This window comes from Parendozoicomonas sp. Alg238-R29 (genome assembly GCF_947331445.1).
In the GTDB taxonomy this organism is placed as follows: Bacteria; Pseudomonadota; Gammaproteobacteria; order Pseudomonadales; family Endozoicomonadaceae; genus Sansalvadorimonas.
This window is the reverse complement of sequence record NZ_CAMZOG010000061.1, coordinates 1-22874: the sequence shown is the minus strand read 5'-3', so window position 1 is coordinate 22874 and position 22874 is coordinate 1. Positions and strand designations below refer to the sequence as shown.

19 protein-coding genes and 1 pseudogene are annotated in these 22874 nt (G+C 48.6%); 2 read left to right on the top strand and 18 right to left on the bottom strand.

What is annotated here, in order from left to right; genetic code table 11:
- Window positions 1-278 precede the first annotated feature (278 nt).
- Window positions 279-1124 carry a tetratricopeptide repeat protein gene (locus tag QMA35_RS14810; RefSeq protein WP_281647928.1) on the top strand — a complete coding sequence of 282 codons (846 nt, stop codon included), beginning with the start codon at window positions 279-281 and terminating at the stop codon, window positions 1122-1124.
- A gap of 14 nt (window positions 1125-1138) precedes the next feature.
- On the opposite strand, the gene dnaE is transcribed toward QMA35_RS14810, so the two are convergent.
- The 10 genes from dnaE to QMA35_RS14760 form a co-directional block, all read right to left on the bottom strand.
- Window positions 1139-4651: a DNA polymerase III subunit alpha gene (gene dnaE / locus QMA35_RS14805; RefSeq protein ID WP_281647927.1), complete on the bottom strand. Its 3513-nt coding sequence runs from the start codon at window positions 4649-4651 to the stop codon at window positions 1139-1141.
- A gap of 107 nt (window positions 4652-4758) precedes the next feature.
- Entirely contained in the window at window positions 4759-5376 is a 618-nt protein-coding gene (gene rnhB, locus QMA35_RS14800; RefSeq protein ID WP_281647926.1) for a ribonuclease HII, read from the bottom strand.
- On the bottom strand, window positions 5369-6565 hold the full coding sequence (lpxB, locus tag QMA35_RS14795) for a lipid-A-disaccharide synthase (RefSeq protein ID WP_348650949.1): 1197 nt from the start codon (window positions 6563-6565) through the stop codon (window positions 5369-5371). The genes rnhB and lpxB overlap by 8 nt, the downstream gene beginning before the upstream one ends.
- Window positions 6566-6634: 69 nt before the next feature.
- Window positions 6635-7405: an acyl-ACP--UDP-N-acetylglucosamine O-acyltransferase gene (gene lpxA, locus QMA35_RS14790; protein WP_348650948.1), complete on the bottom strand. Its 771-nt coding sequence runs from the start codon at window positions 7403-7405 to the stop codon at window positions 6635-6637.
- Window positions 7406-7407: 2 nt separating this feature from the next.
- Entirely contained in the window at window positions 7408-7848 is a 441-nt protein-coding gene (fabZ, locus tag QMA35_RS14785; RefSeq protein ID WP_281647943.1) for a 3-hydroxyacyl-ACP dehydratase FabZ, read from the bottom strand.
- Window positions 7849-7943: 95 nt separating this feature from the next.
- Window positions 7944-8975 (bottom strand): UDP-3-O-(3-hydroxymyristoyl)glucosamine N-acyltransferase, encoded by a 1032-nt coding sequence (gene lpxD / locus QMA35_RS14780; protein WP_281647942.1) that lies wholly within the window; start codon window positions 8973-8975, stop codon window positions 7944-7946.
- Between the two features lie 30 nt (window positions 8976-9005).
- A complete protein-coding gene (locus QMA35_RS14775) occupies window positions 9006-9533 on the bottom strand; it encodes an OmpH family outer membrane protein (RefSeq protein ID WP_281647924.1) in 528 nt (175 codons plus the stop codon).
- 157 nt (window positions 9534-9690) lie between these two features.
- Window positions 9691-12024, bottom strand: a complete 2334-nt coding sequence (gene bamA, locus QMA35_RS14770; protein WP_281647923.1) for an outer membrane protein assembly factor BamA — start codon at window positions 12022-12024, stop codon at window positions 9691-9693.
- Between the two features lie 44 nt (window positions 12025-12068).
- Window positions 12069-13430 carry a sigma E protease regulator RseP gene (gene rseP / locus QMA35_RS14765; protein WP_281647922.1) on the bottom strand — a complete coding sequence of 454 codons (1362 nt, stop codon included), beginning with the start codon at window positions 13428-13430 and terminating at the stop codon, window positions 12069-12071.
- 271 nt (window positions 13431-13701) lie between these two features.
- Window positions 13702-14553, bottom strand: coding sequence for a glycerophosphodiester phosphodiesterase (locus tag QMA35_RS14760; protein WP_281647921.1), 852 nt, complete (start codon window positions 14551-14553; stop codon window positions 13702-13704).
- Window positions 14554-14694: 141 nt separating this feature from the next.
- On the opposite strand from QMA35_RS14760, the gene QMA35_RS14755 reads away from it, so the two are divergent.
- Window positions 14695-15489, top strand: coding sequence for a methyltransferase (locus QMA35_RS14755; RefSeq protein WP_281647920.1), 795 nt, complete (start codon window positions 14695-14697; stop codon window positions 15487-15489).
- Between the two features lie 6 nt (window positions 15490-15495).
- Here QMA35_RS14755 and cmoB read toward each other — a convergent pair whose 3' ends face one another.
- From cmoB to rpsB, 8 genes and pseudogenes are all read right to left on the bottom strand, one after another.
- Complete coding sequence (gene cmoB, locus QMA35_RS14750) at window positions 15496-16479, bottom strand: tRNA 5-methoxyuridine(34)/uridine 5-oxyacetic acid(34) synthase CmoB (RefSeq protein WP_281647919.1); 984 nt, start codon at window positions 16477-16479, stop codon at window positions 15496-15498.
- A 24-nt stretch (window positions 16480-16503) separates the two neighbouring features.
- Window positions 16504-17229: a carboxy-S-adenosyl-L-methionine synthase CmoA gene (gene cmoA / locus QMA35_RS14745; protein ID WP_281647918.1), complete on the bottom strand. Its 726-nt coding sequence runs from the start codon at window positions 17227-17229 to the stop codon at window positions 16504-16506.
- Window positions 17230-17332: 103 nt separating this feature from the next.
- Complete coding sequence (locus QMA35_RS14740) at window positions 17333-18148, bottom strand: phosphatidate cytidylyltransferase (RefSeq protein WP_281647917.1); 816 nt, start codon at window positions 18146-18148, stop codon at window positions 17333-17335.
- Window positions 18149-18160: 12 nt separating this feature from the next.
- Complete coding sequence (gene uppS / locus QMA35_RS14735) at window positions 18161-18970, bottom strand: polyprenyl diphosphate synthase (protein ID WP_281647916.1); 810 nt, start codon at window positions 18968-18970, stop codon at window positions 18161-18163.
- A 111-nt stretch (window positions 18971-19081) separates the two neighbouring features.
- A complete protein-coding gene (gene frr / locus QMA35_RS14730; protein ID WP_281647915.1) occupies window positions 19082-19639 on the bottom strand; it encodes a ribosome recycling factor in 558 nt (185 codons plus the stop codon).
- A gap of 84 nt (window positions 19640-19723) precedes the next feature.
- The gene (gene pyrH / locus QMA35_RS14725) at window positions 19724-20452 is read right to left on the bottom strand and encodes a UMP kinase (protein WP_281647941.1); all 729 of its coding nucleotides are present in this window, start codon (window positions 20450-20452) and stop codon (window positions 19724-19726) included.
- Window positions 20453-20737: 285 nt separating this feature from the next.
- A complete protein-coding gene (gene tsf / locus QMA35_RS14720) occupies window positions 20738-21595 on the bottom strand; it encodes a translation elongation factor Ts (protein WP_281647914.1) in 858 nt (285 codons plus the stop codon).
- Between the two features lie 305 nt (window positions 21596-21900).
- Window positions 21901-22566: pseudogene (rpsB, locus tag QMA35_RS14715) on the bottom strand (30S ribosomal protein S2); the annotation flags it as partial.
- Window positions 22567-22874: the final 308 nt, after the last annotated feature.

Genomic DNA, 22874 nt, shown 5'->3' with positions numbered 1-22874 from the left:
ACTATCGAACATCCCGCGGGAAGCGGGGGACTACGGATACTTCACACTGAATACTAGAGCAGCTCGAAAGAAAGGATTTAAAACTGTTTTGTCTAGATAACCGATATCTAATTCCAGTAAGAAAAAAACAATCAGAAACGGTAATAAGAAATGGTGTTATTCATTCCAGAAAAATTATTTGCTCATAATCATGACTCGACGGTCAATGCACTCAAAAAAACTGTCCGGCAAGATGTTATCATCCCGACAAATAACAACATCCAGCCCATGGAGTGAGCATGCCAGCAGACCAGAAATCCGGTAACACCGGCCTTATCCTTACCCTTCTTTTCAGCGTATTTCTGACAGCCTGCGCGGCAACAACTCCGGTTTATGTTGCAGAACTGAGCACCAGAGAATTTGCCCGTCACGAAGACCTGAAAGGTAAGCTCATTGATGCCATCATCGATGAAGAAGGCGATATGCTGACCCTGTCAGTCAGAGCTGTTGCCAAGGGAAAATCCAGCGAAGCGGAACAGTTTTATCTCCAGGGTTATAACACCCCGGGCTTCGGTGACGATATAAAGGCTCTTACCCTCCACCAAATCGCCATGATTTACAAAAGCAGTTATAACGTTGACAGGGATTATGAAAAGTCCCTGAACTACCTGAACCGTATCGTTAAGGAATTTCCGAACAGCAGAGGTGCAGACTTCGCCCGTCCGCAAATCGCCAAGGTCAAAGCCCTCCAGAACAATCCCATTAAAATGACTCCAGCTGAAAGGCTCCAGGAGTGGGAAAGAACAGCTATTGATCTGCGCAAAGAATACGAAAAGCTAGACCAGGATATGAACCCACTGTCCCGCCGGGCGATTGTTAAGAGGCGGATTCCAGATGCTCTGGAACTATACACATTGGTATACAACGAAGCTGCTATGCCTGATGACTTTCGTGCGGCAGCTCTCTACCAGAAAGCACTTATTTTGCTGAACCAAGAAAACGTCAGCAGCAACGATCGACATACAGCCTTGCTACTTCTACGCCAGATTACCCAGGAGTTTCCAAAATCCCGCTATCACAGCGGAGCTGAGAAACATCTGAATGATCTGTTAAACCGCGCAAGAAACAGCCTGACCAACAGCTAATGTATTAAAGTGGGTCAGGAATACAGCACCTTGACCCGCTCTTTTCCATAACGATCCCGAAGCAACTGTACCAGTTCATCTCCCGGGCTTATTCCCCAATCATCTCCCAATTGAATCCGGCCTTTGGCATCATCTTTTTCAAACTGGATAACCACGGGTGTGCTGCCAGCATGATCCGACAGAAGTTTCTGCAGTGAAGCGGTAAAGTTGCCAGAGCAGTCGGCTTCATCCATACCCACTTCCAACTCTTTCACATACTGGCTGCGAGCTTCAACCAGGCTCATTACCTTACGAGCATTGGCTTTAATAGAACCGGAGTAATCATCAAAGCTGACCTCTCCCTCCACAACCACCAGAGTATCCTTCACCAGCAAGTGTTGATGCTTGGCAAAAGTATCAGAGAACACGGACACTTCAATTCGGCCACTGCGATCATCCAGAGTCAGAAAACCCATCTTATCGCCACGCTTGTTTTTCATAACCCGCATATTGACAATCAAACCAGCAATATTGATGTTGTCCCGGGCTGGCTGAAGGTCACAGACCCGGTTACGAACAAAGTGACGAATCTCTTTTTCATACTCATCAATAGGATGCCCGGTCAAATAAAGGCCAAGGGTATCCTTCTCACCGCGAAGGCGTTCTTTATCTGGCCATTCGCGAGCGCCCATATATTTGTCATAGGCATTTTCATCTTCAGAGGGAGCCAGACCACCAAACAAATCGCCAAGACCACCTGCCGCACTGCGAGCTGACTGATCTGCAGCTTTGACGGCCTCCTCCATGGAAGAGTCGAGAATCGCCCGGTTTATATTCAGGTTCTTAAGCTCTGGGGAGGGGCCAAGATTGTCAAAAGCTCCTGAACGTATCAAAGCTTCAAGGCAACGCTTATTAACCTTCTTACTGTCTATGCGCTGGCAGAAATCAAACAGATCTTTAAATTTACCGCCTTCTTTTCGAGCTGCAACAATCGCCTCAATCGGGCCTTCACCAACACCTTTGATGGCTCCAAGCCCATAAACGATATGACCGTCACGATTCACATCGAAGAGATAATCACCGCTGTTAACATCCGGAGGCAGAACCTCCAGCTTCATATTCCGACACTCTTCGATAAAGGTCACTACCTTATCAGTGTTCTGCATATCCGACGACATAACCGCCGCCATAAACTCAGCCGGGAAGTGTTTTTTCAGCCAAAGAGTTTGATAAGAAACCAAGGCATAGGCGGCAGAGTGAGATTTGTTGAAACCATAACCGGCAAACTTTTCCACAAGGTCAAAGATCTTCATGGCCAGTTCGCCATCTATCCCCTGTGCAACAGCACCTGCTTCGAATCCGGCCCGCTGCTTGGCCATCTCTTCAGGCTTTTTCTTACCCATAGCCCGGCGCAACATATCTGCCCCACCCAGCGTATAACCAGCCAAAACCTGGGCAATCTGCATAACCTGCTCCTGATACAGGATAATGCCGTAGGTAGGCTCAAGAATCGGTTGCAGCCACTCATGCTGCCACTGCACATCGGGATAGGAAATCTTTTCCCGTCCATGCTTACGATTAATGAAGTTGTCCACCATGCCGGATTGCAATGGTCCCGGGCGGAACAAGGCTACAAGGGCGATAATATCTTCAAAGCAATCAGGTTGAAGGCGTTTAATCAAGTCCTTCATGCCCCGGGATTCCAACTGGAAAACCGCTGTTGTTTCTGCTGCCTTTAACAGGTCATAAGAAACCGGGTCTTCCAAATCGATCTGCATAATATCGATCGGCTCTTTCCCCTCACGCGCAAGACGGGGGTTTATCATTTTCAGAGCCCAGTCAATGATTGTGAGGGTTCGCAGGCCAAGGAAGTCAAACTTAACCAGGCCCGCAGTTTCTACATCGTTTTTATCATATTGGGTAACCAGCCCCTGACCGTTTTCATCACAATACAGTGGCGCAAAATCGGTCAGCTTAGTCGGGGCGATAACTACACCACCAGCATGCTTACCAACGTTTCGGGTAATACCTTCCAGCTTAAGGGCCATGTCCCAGACTTCCCGGGCATCCTCATCATTTTCAAGAAACTCCCGCAGGCTTTCTTCCTGTTCAAAAGCCTTGTTGAGGGTCATGCCCACCTCAAAAGGAATTAATTTGGAGAGCTTGTCGGCCATGCCATAAGACTTGCCCTGTACACGGGCAACGTCTTTTACAACACCTTTGGCCGCCATAGTACCGAAGGTAATAATCTGGGAAACCGCATTACGACCATAAGTTTCAGCCACATAGTCGATAACCCGATCTCGGCCATCCATGCAAAAGTCGACGTCAAAGTCAGGCATGGATACACGTTCTGGATTCAGGAATCGCTCGAACAGAAGATCATATTGCAAAGGGTCGAGGTCGGTTATCTTCTGAGCGTAAGCAACAAGAGATCCAGCACCAGAACCACGCCCTGGCCCTACCGGAACACCGTTATCCTTACCCCACTGAATAAAGTCCATTACGATCAAAAAATAACCAGGGAATCCCATCTGCAGAATAATATCCAGCTCAAAATTCAGACGGTCGTAATAAAGCTTACGTCGCTCCTCATAATCTTCCGCATCAGGGTCAAGAATAAACTTAAGCCGCTCTTCCAGACCTTCTGCAGAAAAGTCTCGAAAGTACTGCTCCATAGTCTTCCCTTCAGGAATAGGAAAGTCTGGCAGATAGTAAGTGCCAAGTGGCACATCAGCACTGCACCGGCGGGCAATTTCTACAGTATTGGCAACCGCTTCAGGTATATCTGAAAACAGTTCGCACATTTCATCAGGGGTTTTCAGATACTGCTGATCAGAATAACTCTTCGGACGGCGCGGGTCGTCCAACGCGCGACTCTCACCAATACAGACCCGAGCCTCATGAGCTTCAAAGTCACTCTGAGACAGGAACATAACATCATTGGTAGCCACCACCGGCACATCCATACGGATTGCCAAGTCAACAGCGGCATGCAGATATTCTTCTTCACCCGAACGCTCAGTTCGCTGAAGCTCAAGATAGAAGCGGTCACCAAACGCCTGTAACCATTGCTCCATTAAGTCATTAGCCTGCTCAGGATGACTACCAAGCAAAGCCTGGCCAATCTCTCCACGACGCCCTCCAGACAGCGCGATCAGACCCTGATTGCGCTCAAGAATCCACTCACGTTTGAGAATTGACTTACCCTGATGCTGGTTTTTTTGGAAACCTTCAGAGACCAACTCCAACAGATTTTTATAGCCCTCAGTATTCATGCACAGAAGAACCAACTGAGTGGGCGGCTCTTCTGGAACAACATTTTCAACCCAGACATCACAGCCACAAAGCGGTTTAATACCACTCCCTTGGGCCCCCTGATAGAAGCGGACCAGAGAGCACATATTGGCCTGATCAGTCATGGCTATGGCAGGCATTCCCATATCGGCCACGGTTTTAATCAGAGGCTTTATGCGCACAAGACTGTCGATCAGTGAAAATTCACTGTGAACACGCAGGTGAACAAACTGGGAAGGGTGGGCTGACATTGAGGTCTCGAGATGATTAACAGATAATCAGATAATCATACCAGCAGAGACTGTTTTTGCGTATGGGAGATGATGGAGAATAGGAGGAAACCTAAATCGTGCCTGGATTATGACTCCAGACACTCACGCACAGGTTTGAAAGAGCGACGGTGGATAGGCGTAACACCGAGTGCTTTCAGCGCTTCCATATGCGCTTTGGTAGGATAACCTTTATGACCTGCAATGCCATAGCCAGGGTACTTCCTATCCAGCTCAATCATTTCCCGGTCTCGTACCACCTTGGCGATAATAGATGCAGCAGAAATTTCTGCTATACGACCATCACCTTTCACCTCGGCACGGGCTGGGCAGCCAAATTCAGGGGTACGGTTACCATCAACCAAAACCAGAGTAGGTTTAACAGAAAGTCCGGCCACCGCACGCTGCATGGCAACCATAGTGGCCTGCAGAATATTCAGCCGATCGATCTCTTCAACCTCGCAACGTCCTACAGACCAGGAAATGGCCTTCTCCCTGATCTCATCAAACAGTACATCACGCTTTTTTTCGCTGAGCTTTTTTGAATCATTCAATCCAGCAATCGGGCGTTCAGGATCTAGTACTACAGCTGCAGTGACCACAGCCCCACAAAGCGGGCCACGACCCACCTCATCAACCCCTGCGATAATGTCTTCCGGCCCAGAATCCTTACAAAACTCAAGCCCAGTCTGAACCCATTCACTCATGCACAGTTGCCTCCGACCCGTTAACTTTCTGAGCAGAAGAAGAGAATTTATCGATAACGCCTATAACAGCATCAGCCGCACGACTGCTGGCATCCTGCTTCAGCATATTGTGAATACGGTGATACTCTGCAACCAGGTTGCAACTCTTCTCTTTATCTTCAATCCACTGCAACGTTGCTTTTGCGAGAGATTCCGGAGTGGCATCATCCTGCAACAATTCAGGAATAATTTCCCGTTCAGCCAACAGGTTAGGCAGAGAGACATGTTCAACAGTTACCAGCCGCTTCATAATGGCAAAAGTCAGTGCGTTTACCCGGTAGCTGATAACCATCGGTTTTTTATGCAGCAATCCCTCAAGAGCGGCCGTCCCTGACGCCATTAGCAGAACATTGGCTGCCGACATCACTTCATGGGATTTGCCATCCACAAGCTGAACGGGAAGCTCAATTCCTTGTTCTTCCAGAAAACCTTCAATTTGCAACCGGCGCTGTTTATTCGCACAAGGAATCACAAACCTCAGCTCCGGACGGGAAGACAGCATTACCTTGATAGCTTCCAGAAACAATGGCGCAAGCCTTTTCACCTCACCAGAGCGGCTGCCAGGCAAAACCCCAACAAGGATTTCATCAGAGCCATAGCCTAGAACTTTACGGGCTTCAACATCGTCTTCTTCCAGCGGAATCTGATCCGCCAACGGATGCCCGATAAAAGTCGCCGGAACACTATATTTCTCATACACCTCTGCCTCGAAAGGCAGCAGGCACAACATATGATCAACGGCTTCACGGATTTTCAAAACCCGTTTCTGGCGCCAGGCCCAGATAGAGGGGCTCACATAATGAACAGTGGCAATACCGGCATCACGAAGCTTGCGCTCAAGGGGCAGGTTAAAATCGGGAGCATCTATGCCAATAAACACCGCTGGAGGAATGGCGATAAAGTTTTCCCGAAGGTTTTTGCGAATACCCAATAACTCCTTCAAACGACCAAGTACTTCTACCAGCCCCATAACCGACAGTCGATCCATCGGAAAAAGGCTTTCAAAACCCTCAGCCATCATCAGAGGGCCTCCAATGCCAACAAACCGAGCATCGGGGCAGCGCTGCTTCAGCGCCTTAATCAATCCCGCACCAAGAATATCGCCGGAGGCCTCTCCGGCAACAATAGCAAATATTCGGGGCGCAGCCATATTTGAAGGCGTGTCAGGCATACGGTCTTTCGGCATAAAAGCTTCTGATAGGAACTTTAAGTACAAAAATTAACGCACAATTCCACGAGTGGATGATTCCAGGCTATCAACCAAAATTTTAATTTCAGGTGCCTTATCAACCATACCCTGCAGAACTTCCAGCGCCTGACTCAGCTTCAGGTTTTGACGGTAAATAGCCTTGTAAGCATGGCGCAGAGTACGAATCGTTTCATCACTCCAACCCCGGCGACGCATACCTTCAAAGTTCATACCGTGAGGCGCGGCTGGATTACCACTGGCCATAATGTAGGCAGGAAGATCTTTGAAAAGGCCGGTCTGAGCAGCAGTCATACTACCCTGCCCGATTCTGCAGAATTGGTGAACTGTTGTGAAACCACCAAGAATAACATTGCTATCAACAACAACATGGCCAGCCAGAGCCGTGTTATTGGCAAGGATGCAGTTATCGCCAACTATGCAGTCGTGGGCCACATGAACATAAGCCATCAGCAGATTGTTACTGCCGATCTTGGTCAGGCTGTTGTCCTGTACGGTTCCGCGGTGGAGAGTACAGCCTTCACGAATAATATTATTGTCACCTATTTCAAGGCGAGTGGATTCTCCATGGAATTTTTTATCCTGGCAATCTTCACCTACCGACGAAAACTGGTAAATGGTGTTGTTCCGGCCAATGGTCGTTGGCCCTTTGATGACGACATGGGAGTGGATCTTCGTACCAGGCCCGATTTCTACATCTGGGCCAATAGTGGTGAACGGTCCTACCTCTACATCATCGGCCAACCGCGCGGATGGGTGGATAACGGCACGGGAGTCGATCAAGGTCAGATTTCCTTTTTCGCACAAGTAATAACAGCAGAACTGGCTATTCTACCATCAACAAGTGCCTGACAGGAAAATTTCCATATCCCTCTTTTTTCTGCCAGAAATTCCGCCGTTAATTGCAATCTATCCCCTGGAACTACAGTCATTTTAAATCGCACTTTATCCGCAGCAGCAAAGTAGTAAACCGAATTATCACCAGGCTGCTTGTTCGCCATTTTAAAGCCCAGCAACCCTGCTGCCTGCGCCATCGCCTCAACAATAAGCACACCCGGCATAATGGGGTGCCCGGGAAAATGGCCATTGAAAAAGTTCTCATTGGCGGTCACATTCTTGTAACAGTCAATGGTGTTCTTCTTCAGGTCAACACCTACCACCCGATCGACCAACAAAAATGGGTAACGCTGGGGCAGCAGCTCCTGAATCTCCTCAATCCCCATGATCATAAAACCCCCTCCCTCACAGGCTTTCCCCATACCTCACATAAAACAAAACCGACTTAAGCCGGCTTTGTTTTAGCAGAAGGGCGAGGAAAAGCTCATTCGCCCTTCTTCTCAAGAGCACGAATTCGCTTAGCCATTTCATCCAGCTGACGAAAACGCACCGTACTCCGTCGCCAATCCTTCACCGGCATAGTGCCTACACTACCGGATGACCAGACTGTACCCGACTCAGTAATGGACTTACTAATCATCGCCATTCCGGCCACATGCACACCATCAGCAATGCTCAAATGACCAGCGATACCCACACCACCAGCGATAGTACAACCGCTGCCAATCTTGGTACTGCCAGAGATTCCAGTACAACCAGCGATGGCCGTGTTACAACCAATTTCTACGTTATGGGCAATCTGAATCAAGTTATCCAGCTTTACCCCATCGTGAATAATGGTGTTATCCAACGCTCCACGATCAATTGTCGTATTGGCACCGATCTCAACATCATCACCAATCACTACACCGCCAAGCTGGGCAATTTTCACCCATTTGCCGCTCTGGTTGGCAAAGCCAAAACCATCAGCACCAACCACAGCACCATTGTGGATTATAACTCTCTTGCCAACGGTAACTCCGTGACAAAGGGTAACATTGGCCTTGAGAATCGTACCCTCACCAATAATGCAGTCACTGCCAACAACAGTATTAGCCAGAACCCGCACTCCTGCCTCTACACGTACGCCAGATTCAATCACTGCACCCGGGCCGATCCAGGCAGTTTCAGCAACTTCAGCTGTTTGATCCACAAATGCAGTTGCGTGAATACCCACCTGCTCACCATCGCCCCGCTCAAACAGACGGCTGACTTTTGCAAAGCCAAGGTAAGGGTTTTTCATAACAAGGGCATTACCGGCAAAACCTTCCGCCATTTCGGGAGACAACAACACTGCCGCCGCCTTAGTTCCTGCCAGATACTTTTCGTAGGCAGGGTTAGCAAGAAAAGATAAGGTGCCGGAGACTGAGTCCTGAAGTGTAGAGATACCACTGACAACACAGCTGGCATCCCCCTTCACCTCGACCTGTAAAAATTCGGCTAACTCTGCCAGCGAGTACTGCTTTACAGATTTCATCACTATTCGCTTCTGTAATATTCGCTTTTGTTACTTGGCCTTAGCCAGACCGTTCAGCTTTTCGATAACCTTACTGGTGATATTCAGGCCAGGCTTGGAATAGCGTACAGTGGCCTCTTCAACAATCACATCATAACCACCCGCTTCAGCAACGGCAGAGATAGCCTGTTCAAGCTTGGGACGAATACGATCCAGTTCAGCTTGATCAGCCTGGGCTTTTTCCTGTTGCAAGGAACGAGCCTGATACTGGAAATCTTCCTGCTTACGACGCAGTTCCAGCTGTACCTTGGAACGCTCAGCTTCGCTCATAGTTGCGCCATCACGCTCAAGTTTGGAAGCCATTTCACGGTATTCAGCTTCCACTTTCTGCAGGTTTTTCACCTGGGTGCTGAATTTTTCCTCAGAAACCTTGGCATAAGCTCTAGCCGGGCTGGATTCAAGTAGGGCTTTTTGAGAATTCACAACTGCAATGCCACCAGCTTGAGCCAGAGGGGCAGCCAGAACAGCAGCCATTGCGATATATTTCAGACTACGCAAGCCTTTAACTCCTGCATTCACTCTATGGATACTCCATTTTACCATTGCCACGGACTTTTGCAGACCGGGCATCTATTGTACGTAACTTTGATAAACAACAGGGGCAAGGCTAACGCCTTACCCCTGTTATGTCATCCTTCAAATACTAACTCCAACACTCAGACATAGAAGCAGATATTTAGAATGGGGTACCCAGAGAGAACTGGAACACTTGGGATTCATCCTCACCCTCTTCCTTCAGAGCTTTCGCGAGACTGAAGGTCAACGGCCCCATTGGCGTAATCCATGTTAAGCCAACACCAACACTGTAACGCATATCGGTGAAAGACGGCTTGTAACAGTTTCTCACAGTATTCTGAGCGCTGGTGGTATTGGTATCGCTGCAGTCAGTATCAAATACGTTACCAACGTCAAAGAACACAGACGTTCTCAACTGGCGTTGATCTTTGATAAAGGGCAGCGGGAACAAAACTTCAACCGAGCTTTCAACAATCACGTTACCACCGATCGGATCATATTCCCCATCCGCCTGGCGGGTTCTTGGACCTAACGTGTTGTCTTTATAACCCCTGACAGAACCGAAGCCACCACCATAGAAGTTTTCAAAGAATGGCAGTTCAGAGGTGCTACCGTAGGCGCCACCGTAACCCAGACGAGTAGCCAGGCGCAGAGTCAGACTCTTAGTCAGAGGCCTAAAGTACTGACCACGGTAATTCAGCTTATAGAATGTTAGATCACTGCCCGGCACAGTCACATCAGCGGAGACACTTTGTGACCAACCCCGGGTAGGCAGTAAACCGTTATTCAATGTGGACTGGTACAGGCCGAGGTTTGCCTTAAAGTTATTAAAGGTATCACCTTCCCGTCTAAGGAATTCTGTTACCTCAACAGCGGGGTCAGAACCTTCTTTCAGCTGGTTATTTTCGACACCCGCACCAAACCGGACACTGGTAATTTCAGAGATGGGATAACCAAACGTTACATCAGCACCCATGGTGTCAACGTTGTAGTTAGTGACATCATCGTCATCATCATAATTCGTTTCACTGTAATAGAGGCTGTAGCCACGACTCACACCATCGACAGTGAAGTACGGATCATTGAAGGAGAAGCTGTACAGCTTACGAGTATCACTGGTGTTTGCAGACAGGGACACCCGGTTACCAGAACCCAGGAAATTATCCTGACTGACAGAACCACCAATGATCAATCCGTCAGACTGGGAGAAACCAAGGCTGGCAGTAATGGAGCCAGAAGGCTGTTCTTCAACTGTGTAGTTCACATCGACCAGATCACCAGTACCAGGCACTGGCGTGGTTTCTACATCAACCTGCTTAAAGTAGCCCAACCGGCCAAGGCGCGCCTTGGACTGATCTATCTTGGCGGTATTCGCAGATGCACCTTCCATCTGACGCATTTCACGACGCAGCACTTCATCTTCGGTTTTCAGGTTACCGCTGAAGTTAATACGACGCACATAAGCTCTGCGGCCTGGCTCAACAAAAAAGGTGATATCTACAGTATTGTTTTCGTGATTCGGCGTAGGAATACCGGCAACATTCGCAAAGGTATAACCTTCATTGCCCAATCTGCGTGTAACCAGCTCCTCCGTAGTCGTCATCAACTGACGGGAGAAGGTTTGTTCTGGCTTAACCAGCAACAACGGTTCTACTTCGCTGCGTTCTACTGCAAGATCACCAGCAAGTTTTACGTCATTAACCGTATACTTCTCCCCCTCATCAATGTTTACAGTAATGTAAACACCTTCTTTATCGGGGGTAATGGAAACCTGCGTGGAAACAATATTGAAGTTGATATAACCACGGTTAAGGTAATAGGAACGCAGCCTTTCAATATCACCGGAAAGTTTTTCCCGGGAGTACTTGTCATCACTGGAATACCAGGACAACCAGTTGGATGCTTTCAGCTCAAACAAATCAACAAGGTCTTGCGTTTCAAAAACACTGGCACCAACAATATTGACATCATTGATAGTTGAAACCTTACCTTCCCGCACCTTGATGGTAATGGCTACCCGGTTCCGGGGAAGTGGCTTCACTTCAGCTTCGATGCGGGCACCATAGCGCCCCTGGGCGACGTACTGCCGCTCCAGCTCCATCCGAATAGCTTCCAGCGTCGCTTGCTGGAAAATTTCGCCTTCTGCCAGACCGGACTGTTTCAGTCCGTTGAGAAGATCTTCTGATTTGATCGCCTTGTTGCCTTCGATCTCGATCTTGCTGATCGAGGGTCTTTCCACCATGGTGACAACCAGCACATCGCCATCACGGCCCAGCTGGATATCCTGAAAGTAACCCGTTCGAAACAGGGCCTTTGCAGAATCTGCAATAGACTGACTGTCGACATCGTCACCAATGGATACAGGCAAAATATTAAATACGGTACCCGCAGACACCCTCTGCAGGCCGTCAAGACGGATATCGTTTACTACAAAAGCACTAGCCTGTCCGGCGAGCATGCTTCCGGCGACGAGTGGCAGTAATAATCGCTTCATGGAATCCGTTCTTCCAGATAATGGTCTCTTATCCCCCGGAAGGGTCACAGTCGACTCAGGTCGTTAAAAATGGCAACAAACATAACACCGAGTATCAGCGCCAGTCCGATTCGCATACCAAACATCTGCGCCTTCTCCGACAAAGGCTTCCCTCTGATCAGTTCTACAAAATGATACAGAAGATGACCACCGTCGAGTACCGGCACCGGCAGCAAATTTATAACACCAAGGCTTACACTTAACATGGCAAGAAAACCAAGAAAGCTTTCAAAGCCTGATTTAATAGAAGCCCCGGCTGCACGAGCAATGGTGATTGGTCCACTCAGGTTACTGACTGATACCAATCCCGTTATCATCTTGCGGAGCGAATCTACCATCAAGAAGGATAACGATGCTGTTTCTTCGGCGGCTACCCCCAGTGCAGCAACCGGACCAAAGCGAATCTCCCGAACGTGATCTTCAGGCCACGTAAAAGGACTTGATCCTGCACCAATGTAACCAATTTTTGTGCCATCGGCTAATGATTTTTCCCCGGGAATCAGATCAATAGTAATACGCTGACCGTTTCTTTCCACTGTAACTTCAAGAGGTTTTCCCATACTACTGCGAATCTCACCAACCCAATCTTCCCAGTTGTTAACCGCAGCACCATTCATGGCAATAACTTTATCCCCTTTCTGCAAGCCGGCACGTTCAGCAGCAAGGTCGGGTACGATTTGACCAATAACAGCAGGAACATCTGGAGACCAGGGCACAATCCCTAACCCTCGAACCGGGCTTGGTTGCTCGTCACCCACCAACCAGTTTTTTACAGAAATATCTTTCATTTCTGGTACAGACGCTGGAGAGGAGAACGGGTGAACGGCAAGAGAAATGGTTTTAGTTTCACCGATAGACTGCAGCAAAGCCATGTTAACATCATTCCAACTGCTAGTTGCTCTGCCATCCACAGCGGTAATTTCCGAGTTTACCATCAGTCCTGCTTTATCTGCCGGAGAATCAGGCAGAACACTTCCAACTACTGGAATAACAGCTCTCACGCCAACCATATACATTATCCAGAGGGCGACAATAGCCAGCAAGAAATTGGCTATCGGACCAGCCGCGACGACAGCAATCCGCGACCAGACAGATTTGCTGTTAAATGACATATGCCGTTCATGCTCAGGAACAGGGTCTTCCCGCTCATCAAGCATTTTCACATAGCCACCAAGAGGAATCATGGCGATGACATATTCAGTATTCAGTTTATCGCGCCAGCGAAACAGCGGCCGACCAAACCCAACACTGAAACGTATAACTTTGATACCACAGCGGCGGGCAACCCAAAAATGGCCATACTCGTGAACACTCACGAGTAGCCCCAAGGTAATAATGAAAGCAACAATTGTCTGGATTGAATCCATGCAGAGAAAATCTCTTCTATACCGATCAGCAAGTCAAAATAAACATTAATTTATAATGCTCGCACAGAGAATGCGAAACAGGCAAACCGGATTTAGAAAAATCTTGGCCCCTGTCCCAATAAATCTTACCCTTTATTTTCAAAGAATGGATACAGGAACAAAATTCAGGATTGACGATAAAGGCTCACCTTTAACGCAGAGTAGCTTTTATATAGAGATGGTTCCACCAGCCTGAAAGGCATAGCAGAACCCAGAGACACTCATCAAAAAATTAACGTAAGCCTTTTTCGACCAGAATCTGCTCCGTCAGCAACGGATAGTCACCGATAATGCCGTCAGCGCCGATATCCAGCATCCGCTCGATATCCTTGCGCTCATTCACAGTCCAGATATGAACCTTTACGCCTTTATTCTGTAAGAACTCCACGAAAGGCCTTGAGGCAATACTCATTGGCATCTGGATAGCCCTGTATTCAGGTTTGATCGTTTCGCCTGCTCCAAAAAACCATGCAAACATAGCTCTGGCCACTTCTCCGGTATAAGCGCTGGTTGGAATTTGCCCGCTGGTCAGCTGACGGAACTCTTTCATGGGCGTACTGTTACTACTGGCAACAACAATGCGATCTTCAATCTGCAATCGTGCGATTTCACTGGCCATCAGTTGTGCCACCAGCTTGTTATCTGGCTTCATCTCCACATTCAAACGCTGGCCAGGATAGCGCTTAACAACATCTTCGAGGGTTAGAAACCGCAGCCCAGCATTTCTCCACGGATAACTGCTCCCACCATCCAGAGTAAACTCCTGTCCGGCATCCAACTGCTTCACTTCAGACAAGGTCATTTCCGACACTTTCTTTTTTAAACCTGCCGTCGCCTCAGTTGTTTCATCATGGTGAACAACCAACTGATTATCTGCTGTGATCTGCACATCCATTTCCAAAACATCTGCACCACGACTCAGCGCCTCATCAAAAGCTACCGTCGTTGCCTGAGGAAACAGGCCAGAAGCTCCCCGGTGCGCCATATTGTGTGGGCACGGACAATCAAAGGAAGACGTCTCTGCCTGTATAGAAGCAACCAACACCAAAGGGAGGAGGAATATTGTTTTTATTAGCACTTTCATTATTATGAACCTGTGTTGTTATTCTTGGAATTCATAAACTTACCGACAGTTTATGTAGTATTTATGTCGACTTTGTGAAATCCATGCAAGGATCGAAGTAGAATGAACAACGTGCATTTTTCAACTAACAGGAGCTGACAGGTGTCCGCAGACAGAAACTTTGACACCCTGGCAGAACGCTTTGAACGGCAGATTTACGGCACAGACAAAGGCCGTATTCGTACATCTTTAATACGAGAAGACCTTGAGAAAAGAATCCCTTGGCTTACTGACACCGGCAGTGATTTAAAGCATGTAATAGACGCCGGCGGTGGCACCGGTTTATTTTGCGCAAAACTTGTAAAAGAGACAGATCACAAAGTTACACTCTGTGATATCTCCCGAGAGATGCTGAATCGTGCAGAAATTAACTTTCAGGATTTAAGCCCGAAAACCGATCTGACCATTCACCACACGCCAATCCAGGGTCTTTCGGAACAGATTAATGAACCCGGCGACCTGATTCTATTTCATGCCGTGATTGAATGGCTGGAACATCCCGAGCAAACGCTGAAAACACTCATAAAAACAGTCAAACCCGGCGGCTGGCTTTCCGTACTGTTTTATAACAAGAGAGCACTGATCTGGCGCCACCTTATGATGGGAAACTTTGTTTATACCAACAACCCTGGCGCCCGATTAAAAGGCAACGGCAAAACACTCACGCCAGATAACCCACAAAACCCGGAGGATGTTGAACGCTGGCTACAAAGCGAAGGCATGGAGATCAAGGCTCATACTGGCATTCGCAGCATCTACGACAACATGCGCCCCCACGACCTGAAACGAAGCTCGTTTGAAGACATTCTAAAAGCAGAAAGTATCTATGGCAGACAGGAGCCATACCGCAGCATGGCTCGCTACACCCATTACCTTTGCCTGAAACCTGTTGATTAAACGTTATTAACAGGCTTCAGCAACGATTACCGCCCGCAAAGGTGCAGGAAGACCCTCCACAGTTATACGAGGGTCTTCCGGATCAAGGAAATCTTTCAAAGAGTTGAAGCCCATCCATTCCGTTGGCCGCTGTTCATCTGTTGTCGTACGATTTATATCCACAACCCGAGCATTACGGAACCCTGCACGACGCAACCATAGCAACAAAGTATCCGGGCTTGGCAGGAACCAGACATTACGCATCATGGCATAGCGATCTTCCGGCATCAGAGCTTCTCCCAAAACACCATCAATCACCAGTGTTTCCAGAACAAGCTCACCACCAGCACGGAGTGCACCATGAAGCTCCTGCAAATGCTCAATAGGAGATTTACGATGGTAAAGCACCCCCATAGAAAACACCGTATCAAAAGCCTTCAACTTTGGAGGTATATCTTCCATCTTCAACGGGAGCAAATGCACTGATTTTTCACGACCGACATAACACTTAACAGCTTCAAACTGCATCAAAAACAAACGTGAAGGGTCAACACCAATCACTCTTTCAGCACCATCACCAAGCATGCGCCACATGTGATAACCGGAGCCACAACCAACATCCAACACCTGTCGCCCAGCCAGTGGCGCTATGAATTCCTGCAGACGATCCCACTTCCAGTCAGAGCGCCATTCGGTATCAATATATTCACCAAAAAGATCGAATGGCCCTTTGCGCCAGGGACATAATCCCTTCAGAGCAATATGCAGCGTTTCTTTAACATCTGCCGAAATCGCCTCATCAGAGCGAGCGGTAATAGCACTGCTATTCAAGTTGACTTGATCTGCAGTCAACTTTGGCAAGCCATCCAGAGAGGCCTGCCAACGCAACATATCACCGTGAGGCGTATTCACCAGAACCTCGTGAAGTTGATCTCGCAAGGTATCCAGCCAAGGCTCAAGGCGGGTACCAAGCATGGCTTGAAACAGATCATCATAGAGAGCGGCAATCATACTATTTCCTTCACCCATAGCCGTTTAACGCACAGCCAGCAGAGAACAGAAATTAAACCCTTGATACCAGGGCACCACATGAGCGAAGCCAGCCTCCAGAAGTCGCGCCTTATGATCAGATAGCGATTCCGGCACCAGCACATTTTCCAGCGCTGTACGCTTCTGGCTAATCTCCAGCTCCGAATAACCATTGGCACGTTTGTAGTCGTAATACAGGGTATCAAGGATAGTCTGGTGCTGATCAGGGAAGGCTAGTTTTTCGGAGAGAACCAGGACGCCTCCAGGATTCAGCCCATCACGGATTTTTTTCAGCAACGGCAACCGGTCTTCAACAGGAATAAATTGCAGGGTGAAGTTGAGAGCCGCCATGGATGCATTCTCAACCGTAATATCCCGGACATCCCCACAAACCACCTCAACAGGTGTTGTACCATCATCATCCTGGATAATTTTCTCGCAACGATTGGTCATAGCTTCGGAGTTATCAACCGCGACTATCCGACAATCATCGCAAGCAATACCATGACGCATAGCTACAGCAGTAGCCCCCAGGGAACTGCCCAGGTCATAAAGCTGTGTACCTTTGCGGGCGTAGCGCCCGGCAATCAGGCCAATCATGGAAACCACCATGCTGTAGCCCGGCACCGAGCGCTGAATCATATCAGGAAAAACCCGGGCAACAGCCTCATCAAACTTAAATGCAGCCACGCTCTGTTGCTGCTCGGCAAATACACAATCTCTGCTGTTCATATCAGACAGTCTGAAAGTTCTTTTAATCAGGAAAAGTGAAACAAGAAGACAGGGTAGGCACCAGAGCCACGAACTGCAGAAAACCTGCAGCCCGTGGCGCTGCTTAGTTGGCTAACAGCCAGAAAACGGAAAATACTGGAACAGCCGCTGTAAGACTGTCTATACGGTCAAGGATGCCACCATGACCCGGCAACAGTTGACTGCTGTCCTTAATGCCACGTTCGCGCTTGAACATACTTTCGAGAAGGTCGCCCAGCACAGATACCAAGCCAACGGCCCAGGTGACTGCAAGCAGTGCCAAAGTCTGAAACATTGCAAGTTCACGGTACCAGCTCACCCCAAGGGCAACCAGTGTAATCAACAACATACCACCCATAACGCCTTCCCAGGTTTTTCCTGGGCTCAGGTGAGGAGCAAGCTTTCTTTTTCCAAAAGCTTTGCCAGAGAAGTAGGCACCAACGTCAGCACCCCACACCAGAACAAACACATAAAGAATCAAAGCGTTGCCCTGCTGCTCAAACTCTGGAACCCCTTGCCCTTTCAGGAATACAAGCCCCCGCCAAGCTGGAATCAAGACCACCCAGCCAATAACCAGACGAATGGCACGCAGCTTCCAGGCAGAACTGGAATCAGGGTAACTGATGACTAACATCAGCGCCGTCAGCCACCACACCAACCCGGCCCCCAGAAGGAAACTGGCTGGCATACTGTAAAACCCAATCAGCGCCGAGCCGGTTAAGAGTGCATAAAGAATGCGCTGCCACTGAGCAGAAAAGCCCGAAAGGTTAGCCCACTCCCAGGCTCCCAAAGTAATAACGGCACCGAGAAAAATCGCAAACCATTGCGTGGGAAGTAAAAACACGCCACCCAGAGCAATGGGCAAGAGTGCCAGCCCAGTAATAATTCTTTGTTTTAACATAGTAATTCCGTGTTAAACCACCGCCTCAGCGTCTATCTGTTCACTGGTTTTTCCGAACCGGCGCTGACGCTGACTGTAACTCAGCAAAGCCCGGCGAAATTCATCCTGGGTAAAATCAGGCCAGAGAACATCTGTGAAGTAGAACTCCGAGTAAGCACACTGCCACAACAGGAAATTACTGATGCGGTGTTCACCACTGGTTCTGATAAGAAGGTCCGGGGAAGGAATTTCACCGGTAGAGAGATTCTTTTCAATAAGTTCGGGAGAAATATCATCAGGAGCAAGGGTGCCCTGCTGAACCTGAGTCGCCAGCTTACGAGCCGACTCAACAATATCCCATTGCCCGCCATAACTTGCAGCAATAACCAGAGTCACTTTGTAGTCTTCCGCCGTCTGAATTTCAGCCTGACGAATGTGATTCTGGATAGTAGAACTGAACTGACTGATATCGCCAATCACTTTCAAACGAATGTTATGGCGTCGCAAACGCTTCACTTCTCGCTTGAGGGCGTGAAGAAACAATTCCATTAAGCCACGGACTTCATCCCGTGGACGATTCCAGTTTTCACTGGAGAAGGCAAACAAGGTCAGAACTTCTACACCGTACTCACCACAGGCTTCAACAACCTGTCGTACAGCTTCAACACCTGCACGGTGACCACTGAGTCCTCGCTTCCCATTTTTCTTTGCCCAGCGGTTATTGCCATCCATGATAATGGCCACATGGCGCGGAACCACATCCGGAAAACTTTCGTTTCCTTCTCGAGCGCCAATAACCTGTTTCGTGTCGCCGGGCTTATCGCCAGCAGATGCTTGGGTCATATTATCTACACGTCACTAACATGTGCCGATACCGGGTAAAACAACCAGTCGTTTACCCGGCTCTGGCGCCAGCCGATACCGCCGCACCGACTGACCCAATGTGAAGCCGAATCAGATTTCCATCAGATCTTTTTCTTTAGCTTCCAGAGCTTTTTCAACCTCTGCAATAAAGCGATCGGTAATCTTCTGAACATCGTCCTGACCACGACGCTCTTCGTCTTCACTGATCTCTTTCTCTTTCTCCAACTCTTTCAGGTCGGCAATAGCATCACGACGGACATTACGAATCGAAACACGAGTCTGTTCCGCTTCCTGACGCGCCTGACGGGTATAACCTTTACGGGTTTCCTCTGTCAGCATTGGCAGAGGAATACGAATCACCTCACCAGCCGCAGAAGGATTCAGTCCCAGGTCTGATTTCAGAATGGCCTTTTCCACTTCTGGAACCATTGAGCTTTCCCACACACGCACAGTCAGGGTGCGAGCATCCTCTGTACCGATGTTAGCAACCTGGCTCAGCGGGGTAGGTGATCCGTAATAACTGACCTTCACGCCTTCCAACAGGCTGGGATGCGCACGACCAGTACGAATTTTGGCAAAGGCATGATGCAGAGCTTCAATGCTTTTGCTCATGCGCATTTCGGCATCAGATTTGATTTCATTGATCATCGTTCACTCCCGAAGCAATCGTACAGGACACTACCGCCCTGCCACATAAAAATCATTGACTGCCCAATCACATCCTGAAATATCCTACGGAGTGACCAGGGTTCCTTCGTCACCACCAACCACAACGTTCAGCAGCGCTCCAGGTTTATTCATATTAAAAACCCGAACAGGCATCTGGTGATCACGAACCAGACAGATAGCCGTTAGATCCATAACCCCCAGCTTGCGATCCAGAACTTCGTCATAGCTCAACTCGTCGAACTTGACAGCATCAGGATTCTTAATTGGATCGCTGTCGTAAATGCCATCCACCTTGGTGGCTTTCATCACAACATCAACCTCAACCTCAATCCCCCGCAGACAGGCTGCAGAATCCGTAGTAAAAAACGGATTACCAGTTCCGGCAGAAAAGATAACCACATCACCGGAGTTGAGGTAACGCACTGCTCGTCGGCGGTCATAATGCTCTACGACACCACTCATGGGAATAGCAGACATCACACGAGTATTAATATTGGAACGCTCAAGGGAATCACGCAGCGCCAGAGCATTCATAACGGTTGCCAGCATACCCATATGGTCACCGGTTACCCGATCCATTCCGGCTTCCTGCAGAGCAGCCCCACGGAACAGGTTGCCACCACCAACAACCAGACCTACCTGAACACCTATACCAACCAGCTGGCCTATTTCAAGAGCCATGCGATCCAAAACTTTGGGATCAATGCCGAAATCCTCATCACCCATCAGGGCTTCACCACTGAGCTTCAGAAGAATACGGTGATATTTGGGCTGGCGATCAGTTGCGGGCATCATCAGTTCCTGCGGTTATTCATTACTGGCCAAAGAGGCCTGGTAACAACAGATGGAAAATATACAGGCAGTCGGTTGGAAACTTCATAAAATCCCCAATCGACTGACTTATAGAAAACTACACAATCACAAAACCAAACTCGCTTATTGTGACCTTTCCGAAAAAGAGATTCCACAGCCTTGACTCTGTCAAATGCTCGAAAATAAAGCACCAGACACACAACAGGGTGATGATTTACATCATCACCCTGTTGGTAAGCCTGCAAGATTCTCTAAGGAGAACTCTTACTGACCAGAGGCAGCAGCAGCAACTTCAGCAGCGAAGTCCACTTCTTCTTTCTCGATACCTTCGCCAACTTCGTAACGAACGAAGCTCAATACTTTGGCGCCAGCATCTTTGGCCAGTTGACCAATTTTAACTTCTGGATTCTTAACAAAAGGCTGTTCTACCAAGCTGTTCTCGGCCAGGAACTTGTTGATACGACCGCCAATCATCTTCTCAACGATTGCGTCTGGCTTGCCAGCCATATCAGGCTGCGCCTTAATGATTTCTTTTTCTTTCTCGACAACTTCAGCAGGCATATCTTCTTTGTTAATCACCTGAGGATTAACAGCTGCAACATGCATGGCGATATCTTTGGCAACTTCTTCATTACCGCCTTCCAGGGCAACCAGCACAGCAATACGCTTGTTACCATGAACGTAAGCACCAGTCACATTGCCTTCCAGCTTGGCAACACGACGAATACCAATATTCTCACCGATCTTTTGAACCAGTGCCTGACGAGTGGATTCCATCGCTTCTTTCAGAGCGTCAATCTCAGTCAGGTTTTCCGCTTCAACTTTATCCAGCACGCTATCAGCGAAAGCCAGGAAGCCTGCATCGCGAGCAGCGAAGTCAGTCTCAGAGTTGATTTCAACCAGTACGGAAGCTTCACCACTGGCCAGAGCGCGAGCAACAACCACGCCTTCAGCAGCAGTACGACCAGCTTTTTTAGCAGCCTTAGCCTGACCGGACTTACGCAGCTCTTCAATGGCTACTTCAACGTTGCCATCGGTTGCAACCAAGGCACGCTTGCATTCCATCATGCCCAGACCAGTACGGTCGCGAAGTTCTTTTACCAGAGTAGCTGTAACGGCCATCTCAGTATCCTCTTACCTGTCAAAAAACAGATTCCGCAGCCCTGCGTAACCCGTATAAAATTTTTTGAAAAAAGGGGGCAAAGCCCCCTTTCTTTATAATGCAAAAATACCCTACATATCGTTACTTTACGACACACAGGGATCTATGCAAATCAGGCGTCTTTAGCGCCAGACTCATCAGCCTTAGGGGCTTCAGCAGCGGGAGCTTCCGCTTCAACAACAGGCGCTTCTGCTTCAACAACAGGCGCTTCTGCTTCAGCAGCAGGTGCCTCAACAAACTCAACCTGCTGGGAAGCACGTGCTTCCAGAACAGTATCAGCAGCGCTTTCCAGATACAGCTGGATGGCGCGAATAGCGTCATCGTTACCTGGAATAATCATGTCAACGCCATCTGGGTTGCTGTTGGTATCCACGATACCGATAACAGGGATGCCCAGCTTGTTAGCTTCCTGAATAGCAATCTTTTCGTGTTCAACGTCGATCACGAACAGAGCGTCAGGCAGACCGCCCATATCTTTGATACCACCCAGAGAACGATCCAGCTTTTCCAGCTGACGGGTACGCATCAGAGCTTCTTTTTTGGTCAGCTTTTCGAAAGTTCCATCTTCACGCTGAGCTTCCAAGTCACGCAGGCGACGCACAGACTGACGGATAGTCTTGTAGTTAGTCAGCATACCGCCTAACCAGCGGTGATCAACGTAAGGCATGCTGCAGCGTTGCGCTTGCTCACGAATGTGCTTGCTGGCAGCACGCTTGGTGCCAACAAACATGATCTTGTTCTTACCTTCAGCCAGCTTCTGGATGAAATCCAGTGCACTGTTAAATGCAGGCAGAGTGTGCTCAAGGTTGATGATATGAATCTTGTTGCGAGCACCGAAGATGAACTTGCCCATCTTTGGGTTCCAGTAACGAGTCTGGTGACCAAAGTGAACGCCAGCTTTCAGCATCTCGCGCATGGTAACGTGTGCCATGTCTATTAACTCCTAAAGGGGTTGTGCCTCCATATACCCCATAATCCGACCCTCTATGCCTGAACAGCAGCATCTGTTTATAAGATACTTGCAGACATGGGGCACCCCGGATCATGTGCCGGTATATGTGCGATTTAGTAAAAATACAAAGTTTTACTACATGAAAACATGCAGCAGCGCGGCTTTATACCATAGAAAACCCTCCCCCGCTACACCCAACCCCTCAAAGCCCAGGGCAATCTCATTTGGCCTGAAGCAATAAATCCATCGGTGCTTTCTGGCATTCTGAGCCCCCATGCTCAGGGTGC

Excerpts from the sequence above, each read along its gene's own strand:
- QMA35_RS14740 (WP_281647917.1), bottom strand. The coding sequence starts at position 18,148 with ATGTTAAAACAAAGAATTATTACTGGGCTGGCACTCTTGCCCATTGCT.
- bamA (WP_281647923.1), bottom strand. The coding sequence starts at position 12,024 with ATGAAGCGATTATTACTGCCACTCGTCGCCGGAAGCATGCTCGCCGGA.
- lpxD (WP_281647942.1), bottom strand. The coding sequence starts at position 8,975 with ATGAAATCTGTAAAGCAGTACTCGCTGGCAGAGTTAGCCGAATTTTTA.
- dnaE (WP_281647927.1), bottom strand. The coding sequence starts at position 4,651 with ATGTCAGCCCACCCTTCCCAGTTTGTTCACCTGCGTGTTCACAGTGAA.
- tsf (WP_281647914.1), bottom strand. The coding sequence starts at position 21,595 with ATGGCCGTTACAGCTACTCTGGTAAAAGAACTTCGCGACCGTACTGGT.
- pyrH (WP_281647941.1), bottom strand. The coding sequence starts at position 20,452 with ATGCCCGCAACTGATCGCCAGCCCAAATATCACCGTATTCTTCTGAAG.
- lpxB (WP_348650949.1), bottom strand. The coding sequence starts at position 6,565 with ATGGCTGCGCCCCGAATATTTGCTATTGTTGCCGGAGAGGCCTCCGGC.
- rseP (WP_281647922.1), bottom strand. The coding sequence starts at position 13,430 with ATGGATTCAATCCAGACAATTGTTGCTTTCATTATTACCTTGGGGCTA.
- frr (WP_281647915.1), bottom strand. The coding sequence starts at position 19,639 with ATGATCAATGAAATCAAATCTGATGCCGAAATGCGCATGAGCAAAAGC.
- QMA35_RS14760 (WP_281647921.1), bottom strand. The coding sequence starts at position 14,553 with ATGAAAGTGCTAATAAAAACAATATTCCTCCTCCCTTTGGTGTTGGTT.
- cmoA (WP_281647918.1), bottom strand. The coding sequence starts at position 17,229 with ATGAACAGCAGAGATTGTGTATTTGCCGAGCAGCAACAGAGCGTGGCT.
- cmoB (WP_281647919.1), bottom strand. The coding sequence starts at position 16,479 with ATGATTGCCGCTCTCTATGATGATCTGTTTCAAGCCATGCTTGGTACC.
- uppS (WP_281647916.1), bottom strand. The coding sequence starts at position 18,970 with ATGACCCAAGCATCTGCTGGCGATAAGCCCGGCGACACGAAACAGGTT.
- rnhB (WP_281647926.1), bottom strand. The coding sequence starts at position 5,376 with ATGAGTGAATGGGTTCAGACTGGGCTTGAGTTTTGTAAGGATTCTGGG.
- QMA35_RS14810 (WP_281647928.1), top strand. The coding sequence starts at position 279 with ATGCCAGCAGACCAGAAATCCGGTAACACCGGCCTTATCCTTACCCTT.